Source organism: Serratia symbiotica (Periphyllus acericola), from assembly GCF_964019515.1.
Classification (GTDB): Bacteria; Pseudomonadota; Gammaproteobacteria; order Enterobacterales; family Enterobacteriaceae; genus Serratia; species Serratia symbiotica_D.
This window is the reverse complement of sequence record NZ_OZ026452.1, coordinates 122253-147485: the sequence shown is the minus strand read 5'-3', so window position 1 is coordinate 147485 and position 25233 is coordinate 122253. Positions and strand designations below refer to the sequence as shown.

Annotated in this window: 22 protein-coding genes and 8 pseudogenes; 4 read left to right on the top strand and 26 right to left on the bottom strand. The window is 53.1% G+C overall.

From position 1 onward, the window contains the following. The 17 genes and pseudogenes from ispF to AACL06_RS00720 all read right to left on the bottom strand — a co-directional run bounded on the left by ispF (position 1) and on the right by AACL06_RS00720 (position 10569). Complete coding sequence (gene ispF, locus AACL06_RS00800) at positions 1 to 477, bottom strand: 2-C-methyl-D-erythritol 2,4-cyclodiphosphate synthase (protein WP_339037344.1); 477 nt, start codon at positions 475 to 477, stop codon at positions 1 to 3. Positions 478 to 487: 10 nt separating this feature from the next. Continuing rightward, complete coding sequence (gene ispD / locus AACL06_RS00795) at positions 488 to 1195, bottom strand: 2-C-methyl-D-erythritol 4-phosphate cytidylyltransferase (protein WP_339037343.1); 708 nt, start codon at positions 1193 to 1195, stop codon at positions 488 to 490. A 3-nt stretch (positions 1196 to 1198) separates the two neighbouring features. Beyond that, positions 1199 to 1519 carry a cell division protein FtsB gene (gene ftsB, locus AACL06_RS00790; RefSeq protein ID WP_339037342.1) on the bottom strand — a complete coding sequence of 107 codons (321 nt, stop codon included), beginning with the start codon at positions 1517 to 1519 and terminating at the stop codon, positions 1199 to 1201. A gap of 312 nt (positions 1520 to 1831) precedes the next feature. Continuing rightward, a pseudogene (cysC, locus tag AACL06_RS00785) lies at positions 1832 to 2459 on the bottom strand (adenylyl-sulfate kinase). A gap of 1 nt (position 2460) precedes the next feature. Beyond that, positions 2461 to 3290 (bottom strand): annotated as a pseudogene (locus AACL06_RS00780) (elongation factor 1-alpha C-terminal domain-related protein). Positions 3291 to 3322: 32 nt separating this feature from the next. Next, positions 3323 to 3996 (bottom strand): annotated as a pseudogene (gene cysD / locus AACL06_RS00775) (sulfate adenylyltransferase subunit CysD); the annotation flags it as partial. Between the two features lie 12 nt (positions 3997 to 4008). Continuing rightward, positions 4009 to 5439: a siroheme synthase CysG gene (gene cysG, locus AACL06_RS00770; RefSeq protein ID WP_339037341.1), complete on the bottom strand. Its 1431-nt coding sequence runs from the start codon at positions 5437 to 5439 to the stop codon at positions 4009 to 4011. Positions 5440 to 5489: 50 nt separating this feature from the next. Then, on the bottom strand, positions 5490 to 5993 hold the full coding sequence (locus AACL06_RS00765) for a hypothetical protein (RefSeq protein ID WP_339037340.1): 504 nt from the start codon (positions 5991 to 5993) through the stop codon (positions 5490 to 5492). After that, a complete protein-coding gene (locus AACL06_RS00760; protein ID WP_339037339.1) occupies positions 5933 to 6226 on the bottom strand; it encodes a hypothetical protein in 294 nt (97 codons plus the stop codon). The genes AACL06_RS00765 and AACL06_RS00760 overlap by 61 nt, the downstream gene beginning before the upstream one ends. Positions 6227 to 6333: 107 nt before the next feature. Next, a complete protein-coding gene (locus AACL06_RS00755) occupies positions 6334 to 6597 on the bottom strand; it encodes a Txe/YoeB family addiction module toxin (RefSeq protein WP_339037338.1) in 264 nt (87 codons plus the stop codon). After that, a complete protein-coding gene (locus AACL06_RS00750; RefSeq protein WP_339037337.1) occupies positions 6594 to 6839 on the bottom strand; it encodes a type II toxin-antitoxin system Phd/YefM family antitoxin in 246 nt (81 codons plus the stop codon). Before AACL06_RS00750 ends, AACL06_RS00755 begins: the two co-directional genes overlap by 4 nt. Positions 6840 to 6865: 26 nt before the next feature. Further along, entirely contained in the window at positions 6866 to 7444 is a 579-nt protein-coding gene (gene traX / locus AACL06_RS00745) for a conjugal transfer protein TraX (protein WP_339037336.1), read from the bottom strand. Next, complete coding sequence (locus tag AACL06_RS00740; protein WP_339037335.1) at positions 7419 to 7616, bottom strand: hypothetical protein; 198 nt, start codon at positions 7614 to 7616, stop codon at positions 7419 to 7421. Before AACL06_RS00740 ends, traX begins: the two co-directional genes overlap by 26 nt. Positions 7617 to 7638: 22 nt before the next feature. Next, a complete protein-coding gene (locus tag AACL06_RS00735; RefSeq protein ID WP_339037333.1) occupies positions 7639 to 7878 on the bottom strand; it encodes a hypothetical protein in 240 nt (79 codons plus the stop codon). A gap of 131 nt (positions 7879 to 8009) precedes the next feature. Further along, positions 8010 to 8756: a hypothetical protein gene (locus AACL06_RS00730; protein WP_339037331.1), complete on the bottom strand. Its 747-nt coding sequence runs from the start codon at positions 8754 to 8756 to the stop codon at positions 8010 to 8012. Next, positions 8731 to 9135 carry a hypothetical protein gene (locus tag AACL06_RS00725; protein ID WP_339037330.1) on the bottom strand — a complete coding sequence of 135 codons (405 nt, stop codon included), beginning with the start codon at positions 9133 to 9135 and terminating at the stop codon, positions 8731 to 8733. The genes AACL06_RS00730 and AACL06_RS00725 overlap by 26 nt, the downstream gene beginning before the upstream one ends. Before the next feature lie 510 nt (positions 9136 to 9645). Beyond that, positions 9646 to 10569 (bottom strand): annotated as a pseudogene (locus tag AACL06_RS00720) (IS5 family transposase). Positions 10570 to 10713: 144 nt separating this feature from the next. On the opposite strand from AACL06_RS00720, the pseudogene rfaH reads away from it, so the two are divergent. Beyond that, positions 10714 to 11142 (top strand): annotated as a pseudogene (rfaH, locus tag AACL06_RS00715) (transcription/translation regulatory transformer protein RfaH). Positions 11143 to 11244: 102 nt separating this feature from the next. Here the strand turns inward: rfaH and hemB are convergent. From hemB to AACL06_RS00670, 9 genes and pseudogenes are all read right to left on the bottom strand, one after another. Further along, positions 11245 to 12267, bottom strand: a complete 1023-nt coding sequence (gene hemB, locus AACL06_RS00710) for a porphobilinogen synthase (protein ID WP_339037329.1) — start codon at positions 12265 to 12267, stop codon at positions 11245 to 11247. A gap of 120 nt (positions 12268 to 12387) precedes the next feature. Beyond that, positions 12388 to 13143 carry a Sec-independent protein translocase subunit TatC gene (gene tatC / locus AACL06_RS00705; RefSeq protein ID WP_339037328.1) on the bottom strand — a complete coding sequence of 252 codons (756 nt, stop codon included), beginning with the start codon at positions 13141 to 13143 and terminating at the stop codon, positions 12388 to 12390. 125 nt (positions 13144 to 13268) lie between these two features. Continuing rightward, a complete protein-coding gene (tatA, locus tag AACL06_RS00700; protein WP_339037327.1) occupies positions 13269 to 13460 on the bottom strand; it encodes a twin-arginine translocase TatA/TatE family subunit in 192 nt (63 codons plus the stop codon). Positions 13461 to 13524: 64 nt separating this feature from the next. Next, complete coding sequence (ubiB, locus tag AACL06_RS00695) at positions 13525 to 15156, bottom strand: ubiquinone biosynthesis regulatory protein kinase UbiB (RefSeq protein WP_339037326.1); 1632 nt, start codon at positions 15154 to 15156, stop codon at positions 13525 to 13527. Beyond that, positions 15153 to 15761, bottom strand: coding sequence for a ubiquinone biosynthesis protein UbiJ (gene ubiJ, locus AACL06_RS00690; RefSeq protein WP_339038435.1), 609 nt, complete (start codon positions 15759 to 15761; stop codon positions 15153 to 15155). Before ubiJ ends, ubiB begins: the two co-directional genes overlap by 4 nt. Positions 15762 to 15774: 13 nt before the next feature. Further along, entirely contained in the window at positions 15775 to 16530 is a 756-nt protein-coding gene (ubiE, locus tag AACL06_RS00685; protein WP_339037325.1) for a bifunctional demethylmenaquinone methyltransferase/2-methoxy-6-polyprenyl-1,4-benzoquinol methylase UbiE, read from the bottom strand. 78 nt (positions 16531 to 16608) lie between these two features. Then, entirely contained in the window at positions 16609 to 18159 is a 1551-nt protein-coding gene (gene rmuC, locus AACL06_RS00680) for a DNA recombination protein RmuC (RefSeq protein WP_339037324.1), read from the bottom strand. Positions 18160 to 18300: 141 nt separating this feature from the next. Next, positions 18301 to 19290, bottom strand: coding sequence for a porin (locus tag AACL06_RS00675; protein ID WP_339037323.1), 990 nt, complete (start codon positions 19288 to 19290; stop codon positions 18301 to 18303). Positions 19291 to 19329: 39 nt separating this feature from the next. Then, positions 19330 to 20370: pseudogene (locus tag AACL06_RS00670) on the bottom strand (IS5 family transposase). 299 nt (positions 20371 to 20669) lie between these two features. Here AACL06_RS00670 and AACL06_RS00665 point away from each other — a divergent pair. The 3 genes and pseudogenes from AACL06_RS00665 (at position 20670) to AACL06_RS00655 (ending at position 25230) form a co-directional block, all read left to right on the top strand. Then, a pseudogene (locus tag AACL06_RS00665) lies at positions 20670 to 21282 on the top strand (LysR family transcriptional regulator). Positions 21283 to 21692: 410 nt separating this feature from the next. Further along, positions 21693 to 23153 (top strand): annotated as a pseudogene (locus AACL06_RS00660) (amino acid permease). A 709-nt stretch (positions 23154 to 23862) separates the two neighbouring features. After that, positions 23863 to 25230, top strand: a complete 1368-nt coding sequence (locus AACL06_RS00655; RefSeq protein WP_339037321.1) for an APC family permease — start codon at positions 23863 to 23865, stop codon at positions 25228 to 25230. Positions 25231 to 25233: the final 3 nt, after the last annotated feature.

Below are 25233 nucleotides of genomic sequence, written 5' to 3'. Positions count from 1 at the left end.
CTATTCCTTGATCAGTAAAGCGACGGCTTCGCAGGCAATGCCTTCGCCGCGCCCAGTAAAACCGAGCTGTTCGGTGGTGGTGGCCTTGACGTTAACATCATCTGTATGGCATTGCAGATCTGCTGCCAGGAAAATGCACATCTGCGGGATGTATGGTGCCATCTTCGGTGCCTGGGCAATAATGGTAATATCCAGGTTGCCCAAGCGGTAACCTTTTTTGGCGCGGATACGCTTCCAGGCTTGGCGCAGCAGTTCCCGGCTATCTGCGCCCTTAAACGCCTGATCAGTATCAGGGAACAGCCTACCTATATCCCCCAACCCTGCCGCTCCCAATAGGGCATCCGTCGCCGCGTGCAGGGTAACATCACCGTCTGAATGGGCTAGTAAACCGTTTTTGTAAGGGATGCGAACACCACCGATCACCAGCGGCCCTTCGCCACCGAATTTATGTACGTCAAAACCGTGACCGATACGCATACTGCGCTCCTTAGTTGTCCAACTGAGTCAAATAAAACGTGGCCAGCGTCAGATCCTCTGGCAGAGTTACTTTAATATTGTCCGAACGCCCACTCACCAGCAACGGATGATAACCACAATACTCCAGCGCCGATGCCTCGTCGGTGATGGTCACGCCGTCATCCAGCGCACGTTGCAGGCAATACTTGAGTAACGCCAGCGGGAACAACTGCGGCGTCAGCGCATGCCACAGTTCCTGGCGTTCAATGGTATGGGAAATGGTGCCTAGGCTAGGCTCAGCACGCTTCATGGTATCGCGCACTGGCGCGGCGAGAATGCCACCAACTTTACTGTGTTCCGTAATTTCCAGTAAGCGTGTAAGATCGTCGGCGTGCAAGCAAGGGCGCGCCGCATCATGTACCAACACCCATTGCACATCACCCGCCAATTGTAGGCCAGCCAGCACTGAATAAGCGCGCTGCCGACTACCAATGGTGACACTTACCCTGGGATCAGCGGCAATTGGTAACTGCTCAAACTGTTGGTCTCCAAGGCTGATAGCGACTATGACCCGTTGAATGCGCGGATGGCGCAGCAACGCATCGATAGCGTGTTCAAGAATGCTGCGATGGCCGATGGTTAAATACTGTTTTGGGCAATCAGCCTGCATGCGGCTGCCAGTACCGGCAGCTGGCAGGACAGCAGTGACCGATGGCAAGGTTTTCGCAGGATGATTCATGCGCTATTTTTGCACGTTGGTCTGCGAAGGGGAAACCGCATAGCGTTTGTATTGGTCGGGAACCAGACGATAGAAAGTTTCACCAGGCTTGATCATGCCCAGCTCATTACGCGCACGCTCTTCGAGCGCTTCCTGGCCCTCGTTCAAATCGTCAATTTCGGCAAAAAACTGATCGTTACGCGCTTTCAATTTAGCATTGTTGCCCCGTTGAGCCACAATGTCTTCATTGACTCGCGCATAATCGTGAATACCATTTTTGCCCAGCCACAGTGAATACTGTAACCAACTGAGCAAGGCCAGCAATAGCAGCGTAAGTTTTCCCATTCCCGTCCCCTGAAAAACCGCCTAATCATCCCACAACTTCTCGTTGTACTCTACACTAAGAGCGGCTTTCAGTACCAATTTAGCCCGCAGATAAGTATCTCCTGCGTTTAAAAGCGAAGAGCCTATCCCTTTAGGCTATTTTATTTGCCATTTTTGCTGAGCAGTGCTCACCCTCCTCATGGACTTTCTATATACGCCGGACGCCGGTAGTTGAGCGCTGTCCTGATCCAAACTGGCTGCAACAATCTACACCTATTGGGATAGGTTCTTAACGTAAAAGCCTTTGGCGCAAACACCAAATGCTTTTTAAATTCAGGGTTCGATGATAGTCTTATCACGCAGTAAGTATAACAATTGCGCAATCGAGTTTGTTACCAATTGTTGGCCATCCAAATGAATGTCAGGCTGTTGCGGTGCCTCGAAAACCGCATCAATTCCGGTGAAACTTCGCAGCTCACCGGCGCGCATTTTTTATACAATCCCTTCGGATCGCGCGCTTCACAAATTGCCAGTGTGGTATCAACAAACACCTCAATAAAGCTCGCAACGTTGAACATTTCGCGTATTTTTTGCCGTTCGTCGCGGTGGGGTGAAATGAACGCCGTCAGCACCACCAGCCCTGCATCGACCATCAGCTTAGCCACTTCGCCGACCCGGCGGATATTCTCCCGCCTATCATCGTCAGAAAGCCCAGATCACCGCACAGGCCATGGCGCACGTTATCGCCGTCTAACAGATAGGTACTGATACCCAGCGCATGCAACGCCTGTTCCAACGCACCAGCAAAAGTGGATTTTCCCGAACCGGACAGCCCGGTAAACCACAGCAGCGCACCCTTATGGCCGTTGCAGGCTTCACGATCTACTCGTGTCACCGCATGCGGGTGCCAAACTACATTCTTGTCGTCCGGCACTGTCGGCCGTAGATGGATAGCGGCCATTTTATTGACCTCCAAGCAGATCACGCGCATCCCAGTGCGGGAAATGCCTGCGCACCAGCGCGTTCAGTTCCAGCTCGAAGGCGCTGAATACAGTGTCCTTAGCTTTCAGTAGCGCCTCGCGCATCAGGCCAGCACCGACCGTCTCGTTACTAAGACGATCGATAATGATCAGCCCGCCGGTATCGTGGTTGCTCCGGTAGCTATCCAGCACCAGTGGTTCCTCGAAGGTCAGTTCCACCAATCCGATGCCGTTTTGCGGCAGCCTCTCCGCTGGGTACTGCGCCAGCGAGTTAATTTCCACCTGATGACGAATGCCTTCTACCAGCGTACGACTTTTCTTGCCAGCCACCTTAATACCATAGCTCTGGCCCGGAAACAGCGGCTGTTCGGCCATCCACACCACGTCCACTAGCACGCGCTGTACCGCCTTCAAGGTTTCACCCGTATCGACCAGCAGATCGCCGCGACTGATGTCCACTGCATCCTGTAGCACCAAGGTAATAGCCTCGCCCGGTACCGCCTCTTGCAAATCGCCGTCGAAGGTGACGATGCGTGCCACTGTGGACTCTACACCGGAAGGCAGTCCATCAACAGGGCCAGATCGAGTTTCTCACCTTGAGTGCCAATGCGCTTGCTGTCTCTGTGCAGCGTAGAAAGTTGATCCTCGTAGATCTGGCGCGCGTCATGCAGCAAACGCCAGATCAGGGTGCTTTTGCCATCGTCAACGCTGCCGCAGGTCAGAAAACGCAGCAGGATTTTATGTTGCTGAGCATGCAGATAAGACTCGACGCCGCCCTGGGCAGCAATTTGTTGAGTAATTACTTTGTTCATCCAGTTGCTCCTCAGAAATACCCTTGACGCTTTTAAAATTCCATCGAACCGGATTGATCACGGTCAATCATCCGCCCCTGGCGCTCAATGTTGGTAGAGACCAGCATCTCTTCGATGATCTCCGGCAGCGTTTGCGCCTCTGAATCCACCGCGACGGTTCGCGGCCAGCACCCCAAGGTGCGGAAACGCACCCTGCGTTGGCTGATCACTTCTCCCGGCTGTAGAGCGATGCGATCATCGTCCACAATCAACAGCATGCCATCACGCTTCACCACTGGCCGTGATTTCGCCAGATACAATGGCACAATGTCGATTTTTTCCAGGAAGATGTACTGCCAAATATCCAGCTCAGTCCAATTCGATAGCGGGAACACGCGGATGCTTTCGCCCTTGTTGATCTGGCCGTTGTAGTTGTGCCATAACTCCGTACGCTGGTTTTTTGGGTCCCAGCGGTGGAAGCGGTCACGGAAGGAATAGATACGTTCCTTGGCACGCGACTTCTCTTCATTGCGGCGCGCACCGCCAAAGGCGGCATCGAAACCATATTGGTTCAGTGCCTGCTTCAGACTTTCGGTTTTCATGATGTCGGTATACTTTCTGCTGCCATGCATAAACGGGTTAATATTCATCGCTACCCCTTCCGGGTTTTGTGCACCAGCAGTTCGAAACCGTATTCCTGCGCCATGCGATCCCGGACCTGGTACATTAAAAGCCTTTCTTAAGCAAAATTCACAACAGCTGGGCGCGATGTCCCTGCTACCTGTGGTTGCTGCCCGAACCAGGCGATTTGATTTTGATGATGCAGTGCCACCACCTCGCCGATCACCAGCAACGCGGGCAGCGCTGCCCGTTGAGCCAACTCTTCAAGTTGTTGCAGCGTGCCTATATGCACTTGCTGATCGGCACGCGTACCCCGACTGATCACCGACACTGGCGTAGAAGCTACACGACCATGGGCCATCAGGCACTGACTGATGGCTGCCGCTTTCATAGCACCCATATAAATCGCTAACGTCTGCCTTGACCGAGCCAGATTAGCCCAATCCAAACCGTCGCCATCGGGGCGGCAATGACCAGTGATAAATGTCACGCTCTGCGCATGATCACGGTGGGTCAGCGGAATGCCTCCATAGGCGGTCGCCCCAGCGGCGTCAGTGATGCCCGGCACCACCTGAAACGGAATTCCTACCTCCGCTGCCACCTGTAGCTCTTCGCCACCACGACCGAAAATGAACGGGTCGCCTCCGTTAAGACGCACTACACGTTTGCCCTGCTGCGCCAACACCAGCAGTAGACGATTGATCTCTTCCTGAATCACCGAGTGTGCGCCAGCGCGTTTACCTACGCAGATACGCTCAGCATCGCGGCGCACCAGATCGAGGATCTCGTCACTAACCAGATGGTCATACAACACCACGTCCCCCTGTTGTATGAGTTGTAGTCCGCGCAGGGTTAACAACCCCACATCACCCGGCCCGGCCCCCACCAAGGCTATCTCGCCCTGGGTACTTTCGCCGCTTTGGGCGAAGCGGTGCAAATCCTGTTCTAGCTGTTGTTCTGCCTGTGCACTCTGGCCATTGGCTACCTGCGTAGAGAAACGGCCACCGAAGGTTTTTTCCCAGAAACGACGGCGCTCGCTGATCGACGTCAACCGCTGTTTGACTTGGCCACGCCAGCGCCCAGCCACTTCCGCCATCTGACCCAAGCTGGCAGGCAGTAGCGCCTCCAGCTTTATGCGCGCCAGTACCGGGGCCTGGCCGCTGGAAGAGACACCGACTACCAAGGGTGAACGATCGATAATCGATGGGAAGATAAATGAGCAACGCGGCTTGTCGTCCACCACGTTTGCCAACACCCGGCATTTGTCCGCTGCGGCAAACACCTTAGCGTTCACCGCACCGTCATCCGTAGCGGCAATCACCAGGAATACTTCATCCAACTGACAAGGCTCGAAAGTTGTTCCCAACCAGATAAGCAGCCCATGCTGCCACTGTTGTTCAAGTTCAGGTGACAGCGACTGCGACACTATGCGTATTTCAGCCCCGGAGCGCTGAAGCAGATCGACTTTGCGCGCCGCCACTTCACCACCGCCAACCACCAGCACCGGGCGTTGTTTCAGGTCAGCAAAAATGGGTAGGTAGGTCCACAACAGCCTTTTCATGAATTATAGAAATATAATCCGACTATACGGGCTGATATTTAGCCCCTGAAATGATGAAAAGGAATGACTAGTTCAATATTTGAATAAGTAATGACGATAAGGGGGCAATACCCCCGCGGGCGTGGGGAAGACCGGTTGATGCACACCGCCTCCGATGCAAACTTGTCCGCATCCTTGATATAAAATGCGCTGCAACGCAGCAGGATGCCGTTAAACAGGGTCACATTCTCCCCCTCCTGCAGCACCTGCACTTCTTCCACATCCACTTTTTTCTGCTCACGCAGGATCACCCGGTTATCGTCACGCCAGTGGCTGCCCATCAGGCCCACCTGCTGCACCATGGCCGGCATCTCCGGCCGGTACTCCGTACCCGCCATCAGTTGCAGGATTTCCAGCGTATCCTTCGGATCCCGAATCTTCCCCGTGATGCGTGTGCCTATATTGGCGATGAGCGTCCAGATTTCATCGCCCGTCGCAGATTTCAGGCGTTGTACCTCCTGCCCCCTTGGTAGAGTGATTTCAGGGTCACGACCAGGAACCACACCAGCGCCACCGTGCAGACCATTGCGAAGAACGAGCCTATCAGCGTGGGCTGCCCGTGCTGGAAAGGGGACAGCACCACGTCCCCAAATATCATCACCAGCGCCTGTCTGGACAGGTCACCCGTCTTCTTTGCGGCGTCGCTGATGGTCTGATAGTCCACGTCGGCGGCGAACGACGGGCAGGATACGGCGTACAGCAGCATCGCCGCCTGAATGGGCTTCAGTAGCTTCATGGGGAAGGAACCTTAAAGAATGTGAGAGGATAGACTACAGAAGCCGCCGGGGGGGCAGACGACGGGCTTCCCCTTTCCTCGGACAAGGGGAAAGGTGTCAAGCCTGGTCAGAGGCTTTCGTAGTGAAAGCTCCAGGCAATTATCGTTAACTCACCGTCAGTGACGCTGTAAACGAGTCTGTGTTCCCTGTCTATACGGCGTGAATACAGTGCAGGATTTTTATGGTGGCGAAGCCGCTCGGGCTTTCCAATACCACAAAACAGATCAACATGAACCGCCTTGATCAGCAATCTAACGCGCTCGTATACCTTGACGTTATTTTGCCAGTGTTGAAAATCGGTGGCAGCCCGGCGGGTAAAGCGGATCTTCAAACGTCAATCTCGACAATATCCCCACGTTCCAGTTCATCCAGAGACGCATTGATATGTGCGGCGTTCACCGGATTGCTGAAAAGGTGTAGCGTTTCAACCATGGCGTCGTATTCATGGGCACCAATGATGACGACGTCAGGGGCATCACGCCGCAAGATACGTACCAGCTCAGCATTGTCACTGATGCGCTGCATTATCTCGGCGAAGTGTTTCCTTGCGTCTGCGAACGTTAATGCATGCATATGTCTCTCCTGTTACCTGTTATCCACTATCGCCGTAGACCGGCGGTGAGTACCCGACGAAACCAGCGCGTCTCCCGCAGAAATGCCTGAAACCCGCCCTGCTCTGACGCCGAGACCCGCTGCGCTTCAAGCTGCCACAGCCGGTAGTTTACCCCCAGTGCATGCACAAAACCGGTGGCGCTCAGCAATCCCATGACCAGCAACACACTGCCGATACGCAACCAGCCAGTCGGGCTGACGCTCCCCCCCGCTGTCACCAGCATCAGTAGGAGTCCGATGGCCGACAGGGCCGTCAGCCACATCAGCCCCCACCAGATCCACAGGCTGAAGCGATAGTGCCTGCATAGCGTCGAGGCCGACAGGCCGGTGTCCGCCACCGCCTGAGACCAGTTGGCCGGACGATAGTCATCCACAGCCCGGCACGACGTGACAGTCCGGATACGCTGCCAGAGACGGGCAACGTTGTGGCCGGTGTAGCGCCCAACCTGAGAGATGTCGGAGACCGGCACCAGTACGTTGATGGCAAACCAGCGTGCACGTTTCGCTATCGGTACGGGCGGTTTTTCCTCCGGGAGGCGATCACGCCCCCTGCTTTCTGTCTTCATGGCACGCCCCCTGATGCGTCAATGTCGATTGAAACAGCGTGAAAGGCTGACAGTGCAGCACACTCAACGCGCGCAGCGCCCCCGTAATAAACGCATACACCACCATAGTCACCAGACCTGCCAACGTCGCCAGCAGCCCTTGCCGCCCGCTTGCGTGTAATGGTCTGTTCATGGATTTGATCCTCCTGACGGGTTCAGAGGTCATAGCCATGTTGCCTGACGAGTTCGTCGGCCAGTATATGAATGGCGTTGTCGCTGCTGATTTCACCCGTGGTGCGCCGCCGGTGCGCAATGACTTTCTCCGCGCTGCCGCCGGGGAAAAAACGCCTGAGGATACGTCTTGCCATCTCATCGCCCACGTCTTTTTCCAGCATCTCGCGCTGTGCCCTGTCCTCCGGTGTGGTACTTAACGCCCACAATTCCTGCTGCCCCACTGCCCATGTGCATGAATCGCCTGAGCGTCACCGTAGGGATCTGGAAGCGATCCCGCAGCACCGCCTCATCATCCGGATCGACCGCCACCATATAGACAGAGTTGGCGCAGCGCTGGACAGCCTCCGGAAAGTCACGCAGGTACTGGGATGAGAGCACCGTGCTTGCGTTGCTCGCGGTCAGCGATCTCCAGCATCGGGAAGATAAACGGCACATGCCTGGCGTTATGCAGCTCGTCGTACACCCGGGTGTTTACCTCCTGGTCAAGCTGCTTCACGCGTGCCCTGTGCATTGCATGCCAACGTGGGTGCAGCCCCGCAAACAGCTCACCGGCAAACTGGGACAGGACAAAGTCGCCGCCCGAGATATGCCCGGCAAACAGGAACATGATCCCGGTCTTCAGGTCACAGACCCTGGTCTCCTTGCCGACCACATACTGCAGATCCACATTGATGACCCGCGCCTGCAGACTGATCATGAACCGCGTGCGGCCCGCAAATATGCGGTACTGGCGACTGGCATCGCGCAGACAGCGTGCGAGATAGTCGACAAGAAACTCCCGGCTCCCGTCACGCTCAATGGTGCCGTAGATACTGGTCAGATCCGCGCTGCCAAGCAGCGGTGGCATGTCTGCCAGTTCCGGTACCGCCTGAAACTGCGCCCGCTGCGCGGCAAGCGTTTCCCCCACATCCTGCAGCACATCACACAGCTCATACCAGCTACAGTTTTCGCGGTAGTCGGGAAACCTCCTGTCCCACAGTGCCGTCAGCAGGTTTGTCATGAAGTCTTCCTCGTAGCCGAGCGGCGATCGCCAACCGAGCTGGATATCGAACAGGTTACGGCAGTACGCCGGCTCATTGCGCAGGATGATGTTCAGCACCTCGTCCTGCCGCGCGGGCGGCAGCGCCGATCGCATCAGTGAGACCATGCCCGTCGTACTCAGTCCTTATATCCGTCAGTGAAACGAAGGGGAGGTGATGATTCGCACTCGTGGCCATAATGGTGGTCAGCCGGTTGAGCAGCACCGATTTGCCGCCCCCGGAGTCGCCCGCTACAATAGTGGTGAGTTTGGTCTGCTTCGGCGTGGCAAGCACCCCACCGGCATGATCTTGCCATCGGGCGTTGGAAACAGGGCATTGCCGTCTTCGTTCCACGCCGAGGTGGGCCGGGTCAATGGCAGCAAATTTAGTGCCGCTGACAGGGGCCGAGACGGATTTACTGCAACGTATTTTTTCGATAATTAATTGAAGTCCTGACAACTTAATTAAATCTTTAGTAGGGGAGCCAATAGTACAAATGTCACACCCAGGAGCTTGGTTGATACTCTTGAATGGTACTAGTGGTTACCAAGGGATACTGAAGGTATAATTACCAAGCGATTTTGACATAACCAGATTATCAGTTCCTCATAGTTCCATCAAAAAAACGGCCATCAGGACGTTTCAGACTGCTGGCAAACCCCATACCTCCGGTGAGGTGCTTCTTTTTGAGCGCCTAAAGTCGGCTCTGCTCAGAAATACGTGCATAGATCCCAACTATTTCAACCGCCGTAAACAGACCAGTATGTACACTGGTGTGGGAAGAGGCGCTCCATGAGAAATGCCCCTATCCAGATTTTTTACTTTATTGATTTTTCAATGGATTTAAGCGTACGCATCATGGAGATAATCTGAAGCAAAGTGGGCGCAAGTCATCATTTGTACAATAGACGCATGGGCTTTGTTGAATAAATCGGATTTGGAATAAAAAGTCCCGTGAATGAGCAGCTTTCAGGCAAGGCGTACACTTTCTGGCATACCGGCGAGCGTCATCTTGTTTAGTGCACAGATCATGGCCAGCGCCTCTGCAACTTGCCCATCATAATCTCGCAGCGACAGGTGACTACCAAATAGCTGTTTTACTCTGTACCTCGCTATTGCCGCTATCGAACGTCGGTGGTAGCCTGTGATACTTTTCCACCGTGTGTTGTCTCCGGTAACGCGCTGGTTCACCACCGCTTGATTTCGCTCTGCATAGTCTGCCGACTAATAACGGGCTCCGCTGCTGGGCGGTATTAACGCCTTGAGCTTCTTGCCCCTTAACTCATCATCACACACTCGCGTATCCTAAGCCCGATCCGCCGAGGCGACTTTGATTTTACGGTACCTCTGGCGGATGAGACCTGGGAAGGCTTCGGTATCGGTGACATTGCTCAAGGAAAGGTCAGCACAGATGACCTCATGTGTTTCTGTATCTACGGCCAAATGCAATTTTCGCCAGATCCGCCGTTTTTCCTGACCGTATTTTTTTACTTTCCACTCCCCTTCACCCAACACGTTGAGCCCGCTAGAGTCGATAACGAGGTGCGCAATTTCACCCGGCGTTGCGGTTTTAAACGGGACATGGCCGGACTTTGCCCGCTTACTGATGCAGGTGTCGTCCGGGCAGTTCAACGGCACTTTGATCAGTGTGACACTGGAGTCGATGAAGCCCTGGAGGGCGCGAAGTGTCAGGCCGAAAATCCGTTTCAGCATCAATACGCTGGTGATTGCCATATCGGAATAATGTTGTCGGCGACCACGCAGAGAAGGTTTTGCCTCGCAGTACCAGGCGTGAAGTGCCGTTTCATCCACCGAGAAAGTGAGTGAACCCCGAGTGATAAGGGCGTTGTTGTAAGCCTTACAGTTGGTGATGTTGAACTTTTGCGGGGCCACGGAATGTCGCTATTTTGACAGAAGGAGAGTGATCGGATCCGCGTGCCGGCCAAAAGTTCGATTTATTCAACAACGCCTGTAATTGTGGAATCCTAGTATTTACTTTATTGCAAACGCGGCCAGTTATCACGGGCGCAGAAACATCTGAAGTGGTAGGCAGTCAATTGTTTCAGCCCAATAATCACGCTGGAAAAAATCATGCGGGGCAAATGCATCGCGGTCAGCGAACCCCTGTTCCCCAACTATCTTTTTTTACTGTTCGACCCAGAGCGCATTCATACCACTACCCTCAGCGCTACTCGGGGTGTCAGTCACTTTGTGCGCTTTGGAGCGCTGTCGGCTACCATACCCTATGGGGTGATCGAAGAGCTGCAAATACATGCCGGCGAGACTTGCGTCGATCCACAAACCCCGCAACCGGGGGATACCGTGTTGATCGTTAACGGGGTGCTCGAAGGGTTGCGCGCCATCTACACCGAGCCAGACGGTGAGACGCGTTCGATGTTGTTACTGAACCTGCTGCACAAGCAGGTCAGCCAAAGTTTGGACAATCGACAATTCCAGAAGGTGTAATGCAAAAGGCAATTTGGTTTATGATGCGCATTAGGCGCTGTGCCAGCTATTGGCCCCGTCCTTCGGTTGGCAATGTCACCATGCTCAATGACAGGACACAGCCTAGCGCTGCATTGCCCCGTCATGTAGCCATTGAGCGACACGCTTGGCGAAGTAGGTCAGCACACCGTCAGCCCCCGCGCGCTTGAAGCCTATCAGCGACTCCATCACCGTAGGTTGCTCTGGTAGCCAGCCGTTCTGAATCGCTGCCATATGCATGGCGTATTCACCAGACACCTGATAAGCAAAGGTGGGTACGCCGAAGGTGCTTTTCACCCTATACACCACGTCAAGATAGGGCATACCCGGTTTTACCATCACCATATCCGCGCCTTCCAGCAGATCCTGCGCAATCTCTTGCAGTGCTTCGTCGCTATTGGCGGGGTTCATCTGATAGCTTTTCTTGCAGCCGCCATGTAGGTTGATGCTGGATCCCAGCGCGTCACGGAACGGGCTATAGTAGTAAGAAGCGTACTTGGCCGAGTAGGCCATAATTTGGGTGTTCACCTGGCCCTGCTGCTCCAGACAATAGCGGATTGCCCCGATACGGCCATCCATCATATCGCTCGGTGCCACGATTTCCGCTCCTGCCTCGGCATGAGACAGTGCCTGACGAACTAGAATATCTTTGGTGATATCGTTGATCACATAGCCTTGTTCATCGATTACCCCGTCCTGCCCATTGGTGGTATAGGGATCGAGCGCAACATCGGTCAGGATGCCCAGTTCTGGCACTGCATCTTTCAGCGCGCGTACCGCGCGTTGCACCAGGCCATCTGGATTATAAGATTCTTCTGCGTGCAGCGATTTCAAACCCGGCTCGATGACCGGAAATAGGGATATCACCGGCACACCGAGCATGGCGATTGTTTCCGCTTCCTTGATCAGCCAGTCGATAGTCATGCGTGAGACATCGGGCATCGTTGCGACCTGTTCTTGACGGTTGTTGCCTTCCATGACAAAAACGGGATAAATCAGGTCGTTGACCGTCAATTGATTCTCAGCAGCCAGGCGGCGGCTGAAGTCATGACGTCGCATGCGGCGCATGCGACGTCCTGGGAAGGAACCCTGAAATGCATGGCTCATAGTTTTCTCCTAACTCAAACCAACCAGGATAGCTGGTGGGTGTTGTCATTGGTTTTTTGGCGCAGAAGACTGGGTCTGTTGCCGCAGATTAGAAACAAAACAGCCTCAAGATACAGGGGGTTATTCGCCTTGGTTTTCTTCTTCCGGCGGCGCATTGCGTTTGCCCGTATAGAAACGGGCGAAGAATATCCCTACCTCGTACAGCAGGTACATCGGTATTGCCAGTAAAGTCTGTGAAAACACGTCAGGCGGCGTTAGTAACATCCCCACCAAAAACGCCCCGACCAATACATAAGGCCGTTTCTTCTTCAGATCTTCCGGCGAGGTTACACCGCTCCAGCAAAGCTGGATAATGGCAACGGGCACCTCGAAAGCTGTGCTGAATACCATAAACAGCGCCATGACGAAATCGAGGTAGTTATTGATGTCGGTGGCGATCATCACCCCGACTGGCGCAGTCTTGGCGAAGAAGCTAAAGGCAAGCGGAAACACGATAAAGTAAGCGAAGGCCACGCCGAGATAAAACAGCAAGCTGCTGGAAACCAGCGGCGGCACCATTAACCGACGTTCATGTTGGTACAGCGCCGGTGCGATAAAAGCCCAGACTTGATACAGAATCATCGGTGCTGAAACAAACACCGAGACGATCAGGGTCAGCTTGATGGGAGTAAAGAACGGTGCCGCCACATCGGTGGCGATCATGATAGCCCCGACAGGTAGTTGTTTAATCAACGGTGCAGCGACCCATTGGTAAATGTCGTTGGCGAAATAGACCAGCACCCAAAAGATCACCAACACGCTGATAATCGAGTGTAACAACCGCTTACGCAATTCTATCAGGTGACTGATAAGGGGTTGGGTATCTTCAGCAGCCATGTTTTAACGATCGCTACTAGGTTGGTGAGATGATGAGGTTTTCTCCGCAACAGGTTCAGAAACCGTGGTGATTGACGGTGTGGCCACCGAGCCTGTCGCAGGCTGAGGCTCCACCACAGTCTTTGTCACGCCATCGTGACTGGCTGCTGGGTCAGTGACTGGCGGGTTGACGGTGGCGTTTCGTCGCCAATCGCTTTTTTGCAATCCTTGATGGAGGCACCGAGATCAGAACCCAATGTGCGGAGCTTTTTGGTGCCAAACAGCAGCACAACGATCACTGCGATAACCAAAAATTGCGTAATACTAATACTGTCCATTTCAGTTACCTCTACTTTAAAAGTGCTTTAAAGTCTACAGGATTGACCAGGGTATCGAACCCATTCAGGGAGTTCGCTGCCAGCCAGTCACCCAGCAGATAACGCCAGCAGCCATTATCCAGACGGGGAAAAGCGCGACCTGTCCTAACAGCAGCAGTGTACCGCTTACTAACAGTGTAGCGCCAACGCCGAGCAGATAACGCGATTGCCCCTGACGAACCCGCTGCACCTGCATCTGCTCAGTCAGCTTATCCAAGCTTTGCAGCAGCAACTTATGCTGCTGCAAGCTGTGGTAAAATAGTTCAGGTAATTCGGGCAGCTTCTCTGCCCAGAACGGTGCTTTTTCTTTCAGGGCACGTATCGCGGCTGGTATGCCGACCTGATCGCGCAGCCAGCTCTCAAGAAAGGGTTTGGCGGTGTTCCACAAGTCCAATTGTGGATAGAGCTGTCTGCCCAGACCTTCAACATACAGCAAGGTCTTCTGCAATAACACCAGTTGCGGCTGCACTTCCATATTGAAGCGGCGTGCCGTATTGAACAGGTTCAATAGCACGTTGCCAAATGAGATCTCCGCCAACTGCTTTTCAAAGATCGGTTCACACACCGTGCGAATGGCGAATTCAAAATCTTCCACGTTGGTGTCGCGCGGTAGCCAACCTGAGTCAACGTGCAACTCTGCCACCTTACGGTAATCGCGATTGAAAAAGGCGATGAAGTTTTCCGCTAGATAGCGTTTGTCGTCTTTGTTCAGCGAACCGACGATACCGCAGTCAATGCCGATATAGCAGGGATCTTGCGGGTGCTGGTAGCTGACAAAAATATTACCAGGATGCATATCTGCATGGAAGAAGCTATCGCGGAATACCTGAGTAAAGAACACCTGAACACCGCGTTCTGCTAACAGCTTCATGTTGGTGCCTTGCTGTTCCAGTGCGTTAATGTCCGAAACCGGAATGCCGTAGATCCGTTCCATCACCAGCACGTTTTCACGGCAGTAATCGGTGTAGACTTCAGGCACATACAGCATAGAGCTACCTTCAAAATTGCGGCGTAACTGAATGGCGTTGGCCGCTTCGCGCAGCAGGTTCAATTCATCCAGCAAGGTCTTTTCGTACTCGCGAACCACTTCACGCGGGCGCAGGCGGCGGCCATCTAGCATCAACATTGTCACCCAGCCGGCCAAGCGATACATCAGGCGAACGTCAGCTTTAATGATCGGCCCGATATCTGGCCGTATCACCTTTAGCACCACTTCCTTTCCGGTGGTTTTCAGCAGGGCGCTATGTACTTGTGCAATGGAGGCCGATGCCAGCGCTTGTGGGTCAAACTCGTCAAACCAGGCCTCCAGCGGCCCTCCTATCGCCTGTTCGATAGACTTGCGTGCCAGCGCGCCATCAAAGGGGGACACCCGATCCTGTAGCAGCGTCAGTTGATCGGCGATGTGCGGTGGAAACAAGTCACGGCGGGTCGACATCATCTGGCCGAACTTGATCCACACCGGCCCCAGATCTTGCAGCGCCAGCCGCAAACGCTCGCCCAGCGGTTTTTCCTGATGCCGATTCGGCATCCAGAACAGCAACCGACGGCCAAAATGCAAGAGCGGCGTCAGGCGCATTTTAGGGATTAATTCATCCAGGCCATAACTAAGAAAAACGCGGACGATCAAATACAGGCGGCAGAGTTCACCAGGGGTCATCGCTTGCCCTCTAACTGGTTCATGCTGGCGATCAGCGCTTGTGTGCTGTGGGTGACGGCGTCAACATCCTCGTTGAACCAGGCCACTTCAAGCGATCCCGGTGCCACACGCCACTCTTCCGTTAGCGTCTCCGCCATGTCATGTTGCCAGCGCTGTAAACCGGCTTTCAACAAGCGGGCTCCTTTGCCCAACGCCTGGGTGATGCCCTGAGCGGCAATATCGCCGATGTAGGGTGCCAGCCATTCGGCAGGGTCCCACTCAGCCAGATCGAGCAGAGCGACCCACTGTTGCACTACCTGAATGTCGCCTTCCGCCATCAGTTCGCCGCAACGCATCAACACTGGCAGTTTCTGGCGATCGCGCAACTTCAGTAGCGCCGGGATACGGCTACGGACGGTACAATCAACGTTATCTTCATATTGCCCCAGCACATCCACCCGCCGCTCGCTAAACACCAGCACCAGCGGAGAGGCCAGTTCCTTCAGCTCAATGCGCAGCACCTTGCCCACCAAACGCTGCCGGGCGGATTTCATGCTGCGATCGTGAAAGAGTAAGCTGTTGAGCGAGGTCTCCAACGCGCCAGTCAGCAGGGGGGTAAACAGCATCGGCATATTCATCTCAGAATTTGAAGCCACGGTGCAAGGCTACAATGCCGCCGGTCAGGTTGAAATAGGTGACGTTATCGAAACCAGCATTGACCATCATACCCTTTAGCGTTTCCTGATCGGGGTGCATGCGGATTGATTCGGCCAGATAACGGTAGCTGTCTGGATCCTTCACCACCAGTGCGCCGATTTTTGGCAGCACATGGAAAGAATAGGCATCGTAGGCTTTGTTCAACGGTGCCAGCCGAGGCTTGGAGAATTCCAGTACCAGCAGACGGCCACCCGGTTTTAGTACGCGGAACATCGAACGCAGCGCTTTGCCTTTTTCGGTGACGTTGCGCAGGCCGAAAGCGATAGTGATGCAATCAAAATAGTTATCAGGGAACGGTAATGCTTCCGCATTGGCCTGCACATAGCTGACATTGCTGACGATGCCGCGATCGCGTAGCTTGTCGCGACCCACCTTGAGCATCGAATCGTTAATATCCGCTAGCACCACCAGCCCCGGCTCGCCAACCATGCCGGAGAATTTGGCCGCTAAGTCACCCGTACCACCAGCTAGATCCAAGACCCGCTGCCCACGGCGCACGCCGCTATAGTCAATGGTGAAGCGTTTCCAGATACGGTGAATGCCAAATGACATCAGATCGTTCATGACGTCATACTTTGCCGCTACTGAATGAAAAACATCCGCTACCATGGCCTGTTTTTCGTCTCTAGCAACGGTACGAAAACCAAAATCGGTCGTTTTCTGCGGTTGTTCTGCCATATTCTGCCTGCTATTCAGTCAATTTGGTGCTGCTGAGTGTAACAGAACCCCACGTAATACCCCACCTTGCTGCAGTGTTCAAGGGGGCGAAACGGCGTTTGCTTTTCCTGAGGGAGGGTCTTCTTCTGCCTGCGGCAGCACACTGGTCGGTTCGTTGCCCACCGACGCCTCGGCTTCATGCTGTTGTGCGCTGGCCTTCTGAGCTAATAACGGATTGATTGGCCGCTTTACTTCGACTCCCAGCGTGCGGAAACCCTCTGTCTGGCCGATAAGATTACCACGGCCAGTACTCAGTTTGTTCATTGCCTGGCGATAACTTCCCTGCGCTTTGTCCAAGCTTTGACCCAGTGCGGACATATCGTCGACGAACAGCCGCATTTTGTCATATAGCTTTGCTGCCCGGTCTGCGATGCATTGGGCGTTCTTGCTTTGGTGCTCGTAGCGCCACAGGTTAGTGATGGTGCGTAGCGCCACCAACAGCGTAGTCGGGCTGACCAACATGATGTTGTGCTTAAGCGCCTCGCTGATCATCTCCGGCTCATGGTCAATCGCCAGTAGAAAGGCCGGTTCGATGGGGATGAACATCAGCACGTAATCCAGCGAGCGCAAACTGGGCAGCTGCTGATAATCCTTGTGCCCCAGCAGCCGGATATGGCCGCGCAATGAGGCAATATGCTCGTTTAGCGCCGCCTCGCGCTGCGCCTCGTCTTCACCGTTAAAATAACGCTCATAGGCAATCAGGGACACCTTGGCGTCGATCACCACATCCTTGCCCTGCGGCAGACGGACGATCACATCCGGTTGCATGCGACTATTGTGATCTAACCGCACGTTGACCTGGGTTTCATACTCATGCCCCTCGCGCAGGCCAGAGGCTTCCAGCACCCGGCTCAGTACCACCTCGCCCCAGTTGCCCTGGGTCTTGTTGCCCCCTTTTAGCGCCTTAGTGAGGTTGACAGCTTCACGCGCAATCTGGGCATTCAACTGCTGCAAATTGCGTATTTCATGCGTCAACGTATGGCGCTCACGTGCTTCCTGTCCAAAGCTGTCTTGCACCTGTCGGCGAAAACCGTCCAGTTGTTCACGTAACGGCAACAGCAGGCGATCCAGGCTTTGCTGGTTTTGTTCATCCACCTTGCGGCCACAATGTTCGAAAATACGGTTTGCCAGGTTTTCGAATTGGGTGGTGAGACGCTGTTCGCTGTTGATCAGCAGGCGCTGCTTCTCTTCTGCTGCCATGCGAGTCTCCTCTAGCCGGATGGTAACTTCGCGTAGTTCGGCTTCCTGCGCGCTGTTGACCTCACGCTGGGCGCGCAGCTCCTGATTGAGCAACTCACACTCGTTGCGCCAGTGATTGAGCTGTTGCAGCTTTTCCTGCCCAGCTGCCAGTTGGCTGTGTAAATTGCGCAGTTCCAACTCGTTCTGGCGCATTTGTTGCTCATGGTGTCGTAACGTTTCCTCTCGTCGAGCCGCTGCCACCTGCTGCACCTGTTGCAACGCTTGCTCCAGCAAACGCAGTTTGGTCTCATACCTCGCTTTGGTCTGCTGCGCCAGTAGGCTGGCGATCAGCCAGCCGAGTAGCAGGCCGATCCCCCACCCACCGATCCCATAAACCAGACTGCTATCCACCCTGCTTCCTGTTAAACCTTGCCGCTCCGGCGTTTGACTCGCCCATTGCCTGTCACGTTAAGGGGATGCTGTATGAATGTCCAGCATATTTTCATTGAAGGGGCGCAGTAGAAAAAAGTGATACCGCGCTAATTAGGTAGGTTAAAACAGTTTGAAGCGGTACTCGGCAATAAATTCTGCCGCCAGAGAATGAGACGTCTGATAGCGTCCATCGGCTATTACGTGGGTATTATTCTGATGCTTATGGGACCAACCTGGGCCAACGATTTTTTCAACTTGTGATTGTGAAGGAGGCCAGCGGCCGAAAGCGTTAATCTCACCTAGGCGTATCCTAACCCCTTGATAGTCGAATTGACCATAGGTACCGAGCAGCCCGGCGGTGAATTCAGGCGTCATGCCGTATTCGGCCTCCATCCCCAGCATGGTTTCACCATCAGCCATATACGCTTCCATATTGGCCATAGAGGTGAAGGTGCCGCGCGAGTCCTTCGTCATATGACGCGGATAAAACCCCAACGTTCCTTCCCCTTTTGGTGCCCGAATCTGGGCGATACCCAACTTGAGGTTGCAGCGTGGCTCCTGCCATTTAACATCGAAGGCATAGTGGTTGGCATTACGATCGAAATGACGTTTACTCAGCGCCATCGCCTGGTAGCTGTCCAGCACTTGAGTGGTGTAAATCTGGCTGCACAGTGTGAGTTTCTCATAGGGGCTGAACACCAGCCGTAAGATTTGGCGGCGCAAGCAGTCCTGAGATTCACAGTACGCAAATTGACCATTGAACAGGTCATTCTTATAGCCTAGCTCGGCAGTGGTAAGATGGCCGATAACACGGCCATCGTAGGTTTTCAGGCGTAGACTTTCGGGGGAGTGGCGCGCCATGGAACGCTCGATATAAGCCCCACGGAAAGGCAACCCGGCACGCGTCGCTCCGCCTGAACATCCCAAATAGCTGCTGGGCGAAAGACGGGTGGAACGGGAAATCACGCCATAATCGCGCAGCGTTTGCCAGCCCCACTGCACATTGAGCGCAGCGCCACCCACCTCGCCTTTCAGTTTAATATAGCGCTGCCCAATTTTACTGAACCCCGCTGCATTATCTTTACCATCCCTGAGTTTGTTGTTGTACAACACGCCGCGAGAATTAAAAGCATCGCTAAATACCTGCGCTTAATACCGCTCCACTTTCGTTAAGCCAGGTTTATTGCCTGGGAACGGTGAGGCGGCTTTCATAAAATGACCCATATTTTTTAGCAATTTCCACCTCGTCCGGCAACGGTAATTGCGTGTGACTGTCTCATGTAAAGCTAACCAAAGGAGCTTTATCCTGTTTACCTATGGAGAGTAAAATGGCTGATAAATAACAATAAAATTCGGGTTTCTCTGCAACCAGCTCAACGTTTCTTTACTCTTATGAATGATGTAATTATCGACAATCAGCGTAATGGTTTTGGCACTTAGGTATGTGTTTCTCAGCTTGCGTAACAGGCTAATGAATAAACCCGAGTTTTTATGGTTCCCACTGACATAATCAACTCTTCCGGTTCCTGCATAAAGGGCACCCGCGAGGTAATGCTTTTCATTCTGTCCCGGTGTCGTGATGCGTTTTTGTTGACCCTTTTTCTGCCAGTCGGCACCTATTTTAGGGTTCATATCGATGTCTAACTCATCAATTTTACGGTACCTCTGGCGGATGAGACCTGGAAAGGCTTCCGTATCGGTGACATTGCTCAAGGAAAGGTCAGCACAGATGACCTCATGTGTTTCTGTATCTACGGCCAAATGCAGTTTTCGCCAGATACGCCGTTTTTCCTGACCGTGTTTTTTTACCTTCTACTCCCCTTCACCCAACACGTTTAGCCCGCTAGAGTCGATAACGAGGTGCGCAATTTCACCCGGCGTTGCGGTTTTAAACGGGACATGGCCGGACTTAGCCCGCTTACTGATGCAGGTGTCGTCCGGGCAGTTCAACGGCACTTTGATCAGTGTGATAATGGAGTCGACGAAGCCCTGGAGGGCGCGAAGTGTCAGGCCGAAAATCCGTTTCAGCATCAATACGCTGGTGATTGCCATATCGGAATAATAAGGTTTTGCCTCGCAGTACCAGGCGTGAAGTGCCGTTTCATCCCCCCAGCAAGTGAGTCAACCCAGAGTGGTAAGGGCGTTGTTGTAAGCCTTCCAGTTGGTGATGTTGAACTTTTGCTGGGCCACGGAATGTCGCTATTTTGACAGAAGGAGAGTGATCGGATCCGCGTGCCGGATAAAAGTTCGATTTATTCAACAACGCCATCTATAACCTATCTTAATAACTGGTATTGATGGGCCTAATTGCCGATATTAAGATCCGGCACGCTGGCAAGCAGCCCTGCGAGTCTCTTTTTTTTGAGCTAGCTTCATTTTGGATGTAGTAAACGTGGTAATATTGTAGAATACAATCTTTGTGTTATTACAAATTTTTCAATAATTTCAGTAGCTTTACTAATCGGTCACGTTGCAACACCAAGACGGCTATGCATATCACCCTGCGTCAACTTGCAGTTTTCACTGAAGTGCTAAAAAGCAGTTCGACCACGCAGGCTTCAGTGGTGCTGTCTTTGTCACAATCGGTGGTCAGTGCGGCATTAGCGGATATTAGAAGGACAGTTGGGCATAAAGGTGTTCGATCGCGTTGGCAAGCGGCTGGGGATTAACGAGCACGGCAGTCTGCTGTATCCTAAAGCGTTGGCGACGCTGGAGCAGGTGGGGGAAATTGAGCAGCTATTCTGCCATGGTGCTGCGGCGTTGCGTATCGCTGCCAGCAGCACCATCGGTAATTATATCCTGCCGGATATGATCGGCCGTTACTGGAAGGGTTTCCTAGATAGCCAGTTAGAGCTGAATGTTAGCAATAACCAGGATGTGATCGCCGCAGTAGCAGATTTCCGCGTTGATCTTGGGCTGATAGAGGGGCCTTACCACACGCAGGAACTGGTGACTCAGCCTTGGCTGGAGGATGAACTGGTTGTGTTCGCCGCGCCGGATGACCCTTTAATGCCGCTGATGCGCACTTTGTACCTGATCCATCACCGACAGAAACACATCTCCAATGCGCTTGAGCGTTTTCTCAGCTATTGCACGCTGTAACTTTTTATTCTGTGTCGTCTTATTTAGGCTGTGCCAGGCCATTGTCCGTGAGCGCAGCTAGTGGTCATTTGAACGCGCAGCAAGGCGCTGGGCGTAAGGTTTGGTAACCCAAATTAGTGGTTCGTCTGGTAGGTACGCATAGCCCTTCGGAGCGTGCCCCAAAAGCCCTCACCCCGTGTTGTCGGGCTTTGGATATAGGGCCAGGGTATAAACCTGGCCCCTCGGCTTTGATTATGGGCTTTTGCGCCTGCGAGGCTGGCACGTTCAATCACGGGACACAGCCTGGTAGGGCGGCTGCTAATAATTACTGCTGAGTTATGAAGCTATCTTATATCACTGCCATGTTGCTAGTTCATCAGTGGGTATTTGTTACAATCTGCCCTCATTTTTAACGAGCAGAGAGGGTAAGCATGGCCCAGCAGGATATAAAAACAATGGGGCATCAAGTTCCCAGATTACGCCGCGAGCTAAAAGCCCGGCATTTAACCATGATTGCCATTGGTGGTTCTATCGGCACCGGCCTGTTTGTTGCCTCAGGTGCTACCGTTTCTCAGGCGGGGCGTTGCTGTCCTATGCCTTGATAGGCTTACTTCCTGATGACCAGCCTTGGCGAACTGGCGGCATTTATGCCGGTGTCCGGTTCATTCGCCACCTATGGTGCCAAATATGTTGAAGAGGGCTTTGGTTTTGCGCTGGGTTGGAACTACTGGTAAAACTGGGCAGTCACCATCGCTGTTGATTTGGTGGCATCGCAGTTGGTGATGACGTATTGGTTCCTCGCTACCCCAGGTTGGATCTGGAGTGCGCTGTTCATCGGCCTAATGTTCCTGCTGAACTACATATCGGTCAAAGGTTGCGGCGATGCAGAATACTGGTTCTCACTGATCAAATTGAGCACCGTTATCATCTTTATTGGTATCGGCATGCTAATGATCTTCGGCATTCTCAAAGGCGGCGAACATAGCTGCTGGCAGAACTGGACGCTAGTTGAGGCCCCCTTTGCTGGCAGCTTCTCGGCGATGATAGGTATGGCGATGATCGTCGGCTTCTCGTTTCAGGGTACCGAGTTGATCGGTATCGCCGCTGGCGAATCGGAAAATCCAAGCAAAAATATCCCACGTGCGGTGCGCCAGGTGTTCTGGTGTATCCTATTGTTCTACATCTTTGCCATTTTGATCATTAGCCTGATCATTCCTTATACCGATCCAAGCCTGCTGCGCAACGATATGAAAGATATCAGTGTCAGCCCGTTTACCCTGGTATTCCAACATGCTGGTCTACTGTCGGCGGCAGCAGTAATGAATGCAGTGATCCTGACTGCGGTGCTGTCCGCCGGGAATTCTGGCATGTACGCCTCAACCCGTATGCTGTTTACCTGTGCGGTGTAAGGCAAGGCACCCCGCATCTTCTCTAAACTGTCTCAGGGTGGCGTGCCACGTAACGCGCTCTACGCTACCACGGTGGTGGCTTGTCTGTTTTTTCTAAGCTCGATGTTCGGTAATCAGTCGGTTTATCTGTGGCTGCTGAATACTTCGGGCATGATTGGCTTTATCGCCTTGCTGGGCATCGCCATCAGCCACTATCGGTTCCGTCGGGGTTATATGCTGCAAGGGCGTGATTTAAACGAGCTGCCTTATTGTTCCGGCTTTTTCCCGCTGGGCCCGATTTTTGCCTTTGTGCTGTGCCTGATCATCACACTGGGACAAAATTACCAGGCGTTCCTGGAAGACAAGATCGACTGGTATGGTGTGACTGCAACCTATATTGGTATCTCCCTGTTCCTGATTATCTGGTTTGGCTACAAGATGACGCACGGCACCCGTATCGTGAAATACCGTGAAATGACCTTTCCGAAAATGGACGTTAAATAGAAACGTGGCGCGAGACAGTCGCACTATATCAGGGGTAGGTAGTAGTGCTAGTGTTTGAGACGTTAACGTAGTAGGTGGACTTCTCATTGCAGTCTTATCAATAAGACCTCGTGCCCTAGGGCCTCAAAACCTGTCGAACGCAGGTGGCGCAGGTTTATGGCTGTTTCCACTGTGGATCATAAGTGGTTTTCCTACAGTTTGTCATACCCTGACGGTTTCGCTGGCCACCTTCATCCATTAGCGGATTTTACGCCCCATCTCCCAAATAATTTGTATAGGAAGAAAATATTTTGTGCTTGTCATCCGGGGGCATTTTGGTGCAAAATGCCCCCGGATGCAGATAGCCGACGTTTTAACGCGTCGGTTATTTTTTTGCACGGCGTTTTACAAACTGTTCGTTTCATACACCAAGCGAGGCCGGACAAGTGTTCCGGATAGATAAATAGTTTTGCGAGCGACCAAACAACATTCTTATGGTCTTGACTCATGAGGATAAGAACGATGGGGCAATTATTTACTTTAGCATTGGTGCCCGCCAGTTTCCGCTGTGGGCGCAGCGATTATGGCGCAGTCAAGACGTCTTTGACGTGCTATCCGGTTTTTACCCCTTCTCTTTTTGAATTAAGTCGCTCGTTGCGAAGTTTCCCTGCAACCTTAAGTCTTAGCGTGTCTAATCCCCGTAAGGCAGAAGGTAAAGGGGGGCTGTGCAATGTCCAATAACCTAATTAACGCCGCTCCAGCACAACGCACTCAAATGCGTAAAGCCCTGACTTTAGTTTCGGTCGTGATGATGGGCCTGGCTTATCTGCAACCAATGACCATCTTTGACACCTTCGGCATCGTATCTGGCCTGACAGATGGACACGTTGCGACCGCATATATTTTCGCGTTGCTGGCAATTTTGTTCACTGCTTTGAGCTATGGAAAACTGGTGAGAAAATTCCCTTCAGCCGGTTCCGCCTATACCTACGCACAGAAAACCATCAGCCCGCATGTCGGCTTTATGGTGGGGTGGTCATCGTTGCTGGACTACTTGTTCATGCCGATGATCAACATTCTGCTGGCTAAAATTTATCTGGAAGCCATTTTTCCAGGTGCACCATCGTGGATCTTCGTGGCTGCATTGGTCGGCCTGATGACCTTTTTCAACCTGCGTGGCATTAAGCTGGTGGCTAACCTGAACACCATCATTGTGGTGGTACAGGTGGCGATCATGATTGTATTCCTAGGTCTGGTGATTAACGGCGTTTATCAAGGCGAAGGTGCTGGTACTTTACTCAGTAGCCGTCCGTTTTGGTCGGAAAATGCTCATGTGGTGCAGATGATCACCGGTGCAACCATTCTGTGCTTTTCGTTCCTAGGTTTTGACGGCATCAGTTCGTTGTCGGAAGAAACCAAAGACGCGGAGAGAGTGATCCCGAGAGCTATCTTCCTGACAGCGTTAATTGGTGGTTTGATTTTCATCGTGGTGTCTTACTTTGTGCAGTTGTACTTCCCGGATATTTCGCGCTTTAAAGATCCTGATGCCTCGCAGCCTGAAATCATGCTGTATATGGGGGGCAAATTCTTCCAATCGGTGATCCTGGTGATCTCCAGTATAACCGTATTGGCTTCCGGCATGGCGGCACACGCTGTCGTATCGCGTCTGATGTACGTTATGGGCCGTGACGGCGTGTTCCCAACCCGCTTCTTTGGCTATGTGCATCCGAAATGGCGTACCCCGGCGTTTAACGTGTTGTTGGTTGGTGTCATCGCACTGTCGGCGGTATCCTTTGATCTGGTCACCGCCACCGCACTGATTAACTTCGGTTCACTGGTAGCTTTTACCTTCGTCAACCTGTCGGTGATTGTGCAGTTCTACATCCGTGACAAGCTGAATTGCACGCTGAAGGATACCTTCAACTACCTGATCCTACCGGTGATGGGAGCGCTGACCGTGGGAACACTCTGGATTAATCTGGAAGCTAGCTCAATGATGCTGGGGTTGGTGTGGGCTGCGGTAGGGCTGATCTACTTGGCCATTGTGACTCGCGGCTTCTGCCTGTCAGTACCGCAGGCAAACGAAGAGATTGCATAACGA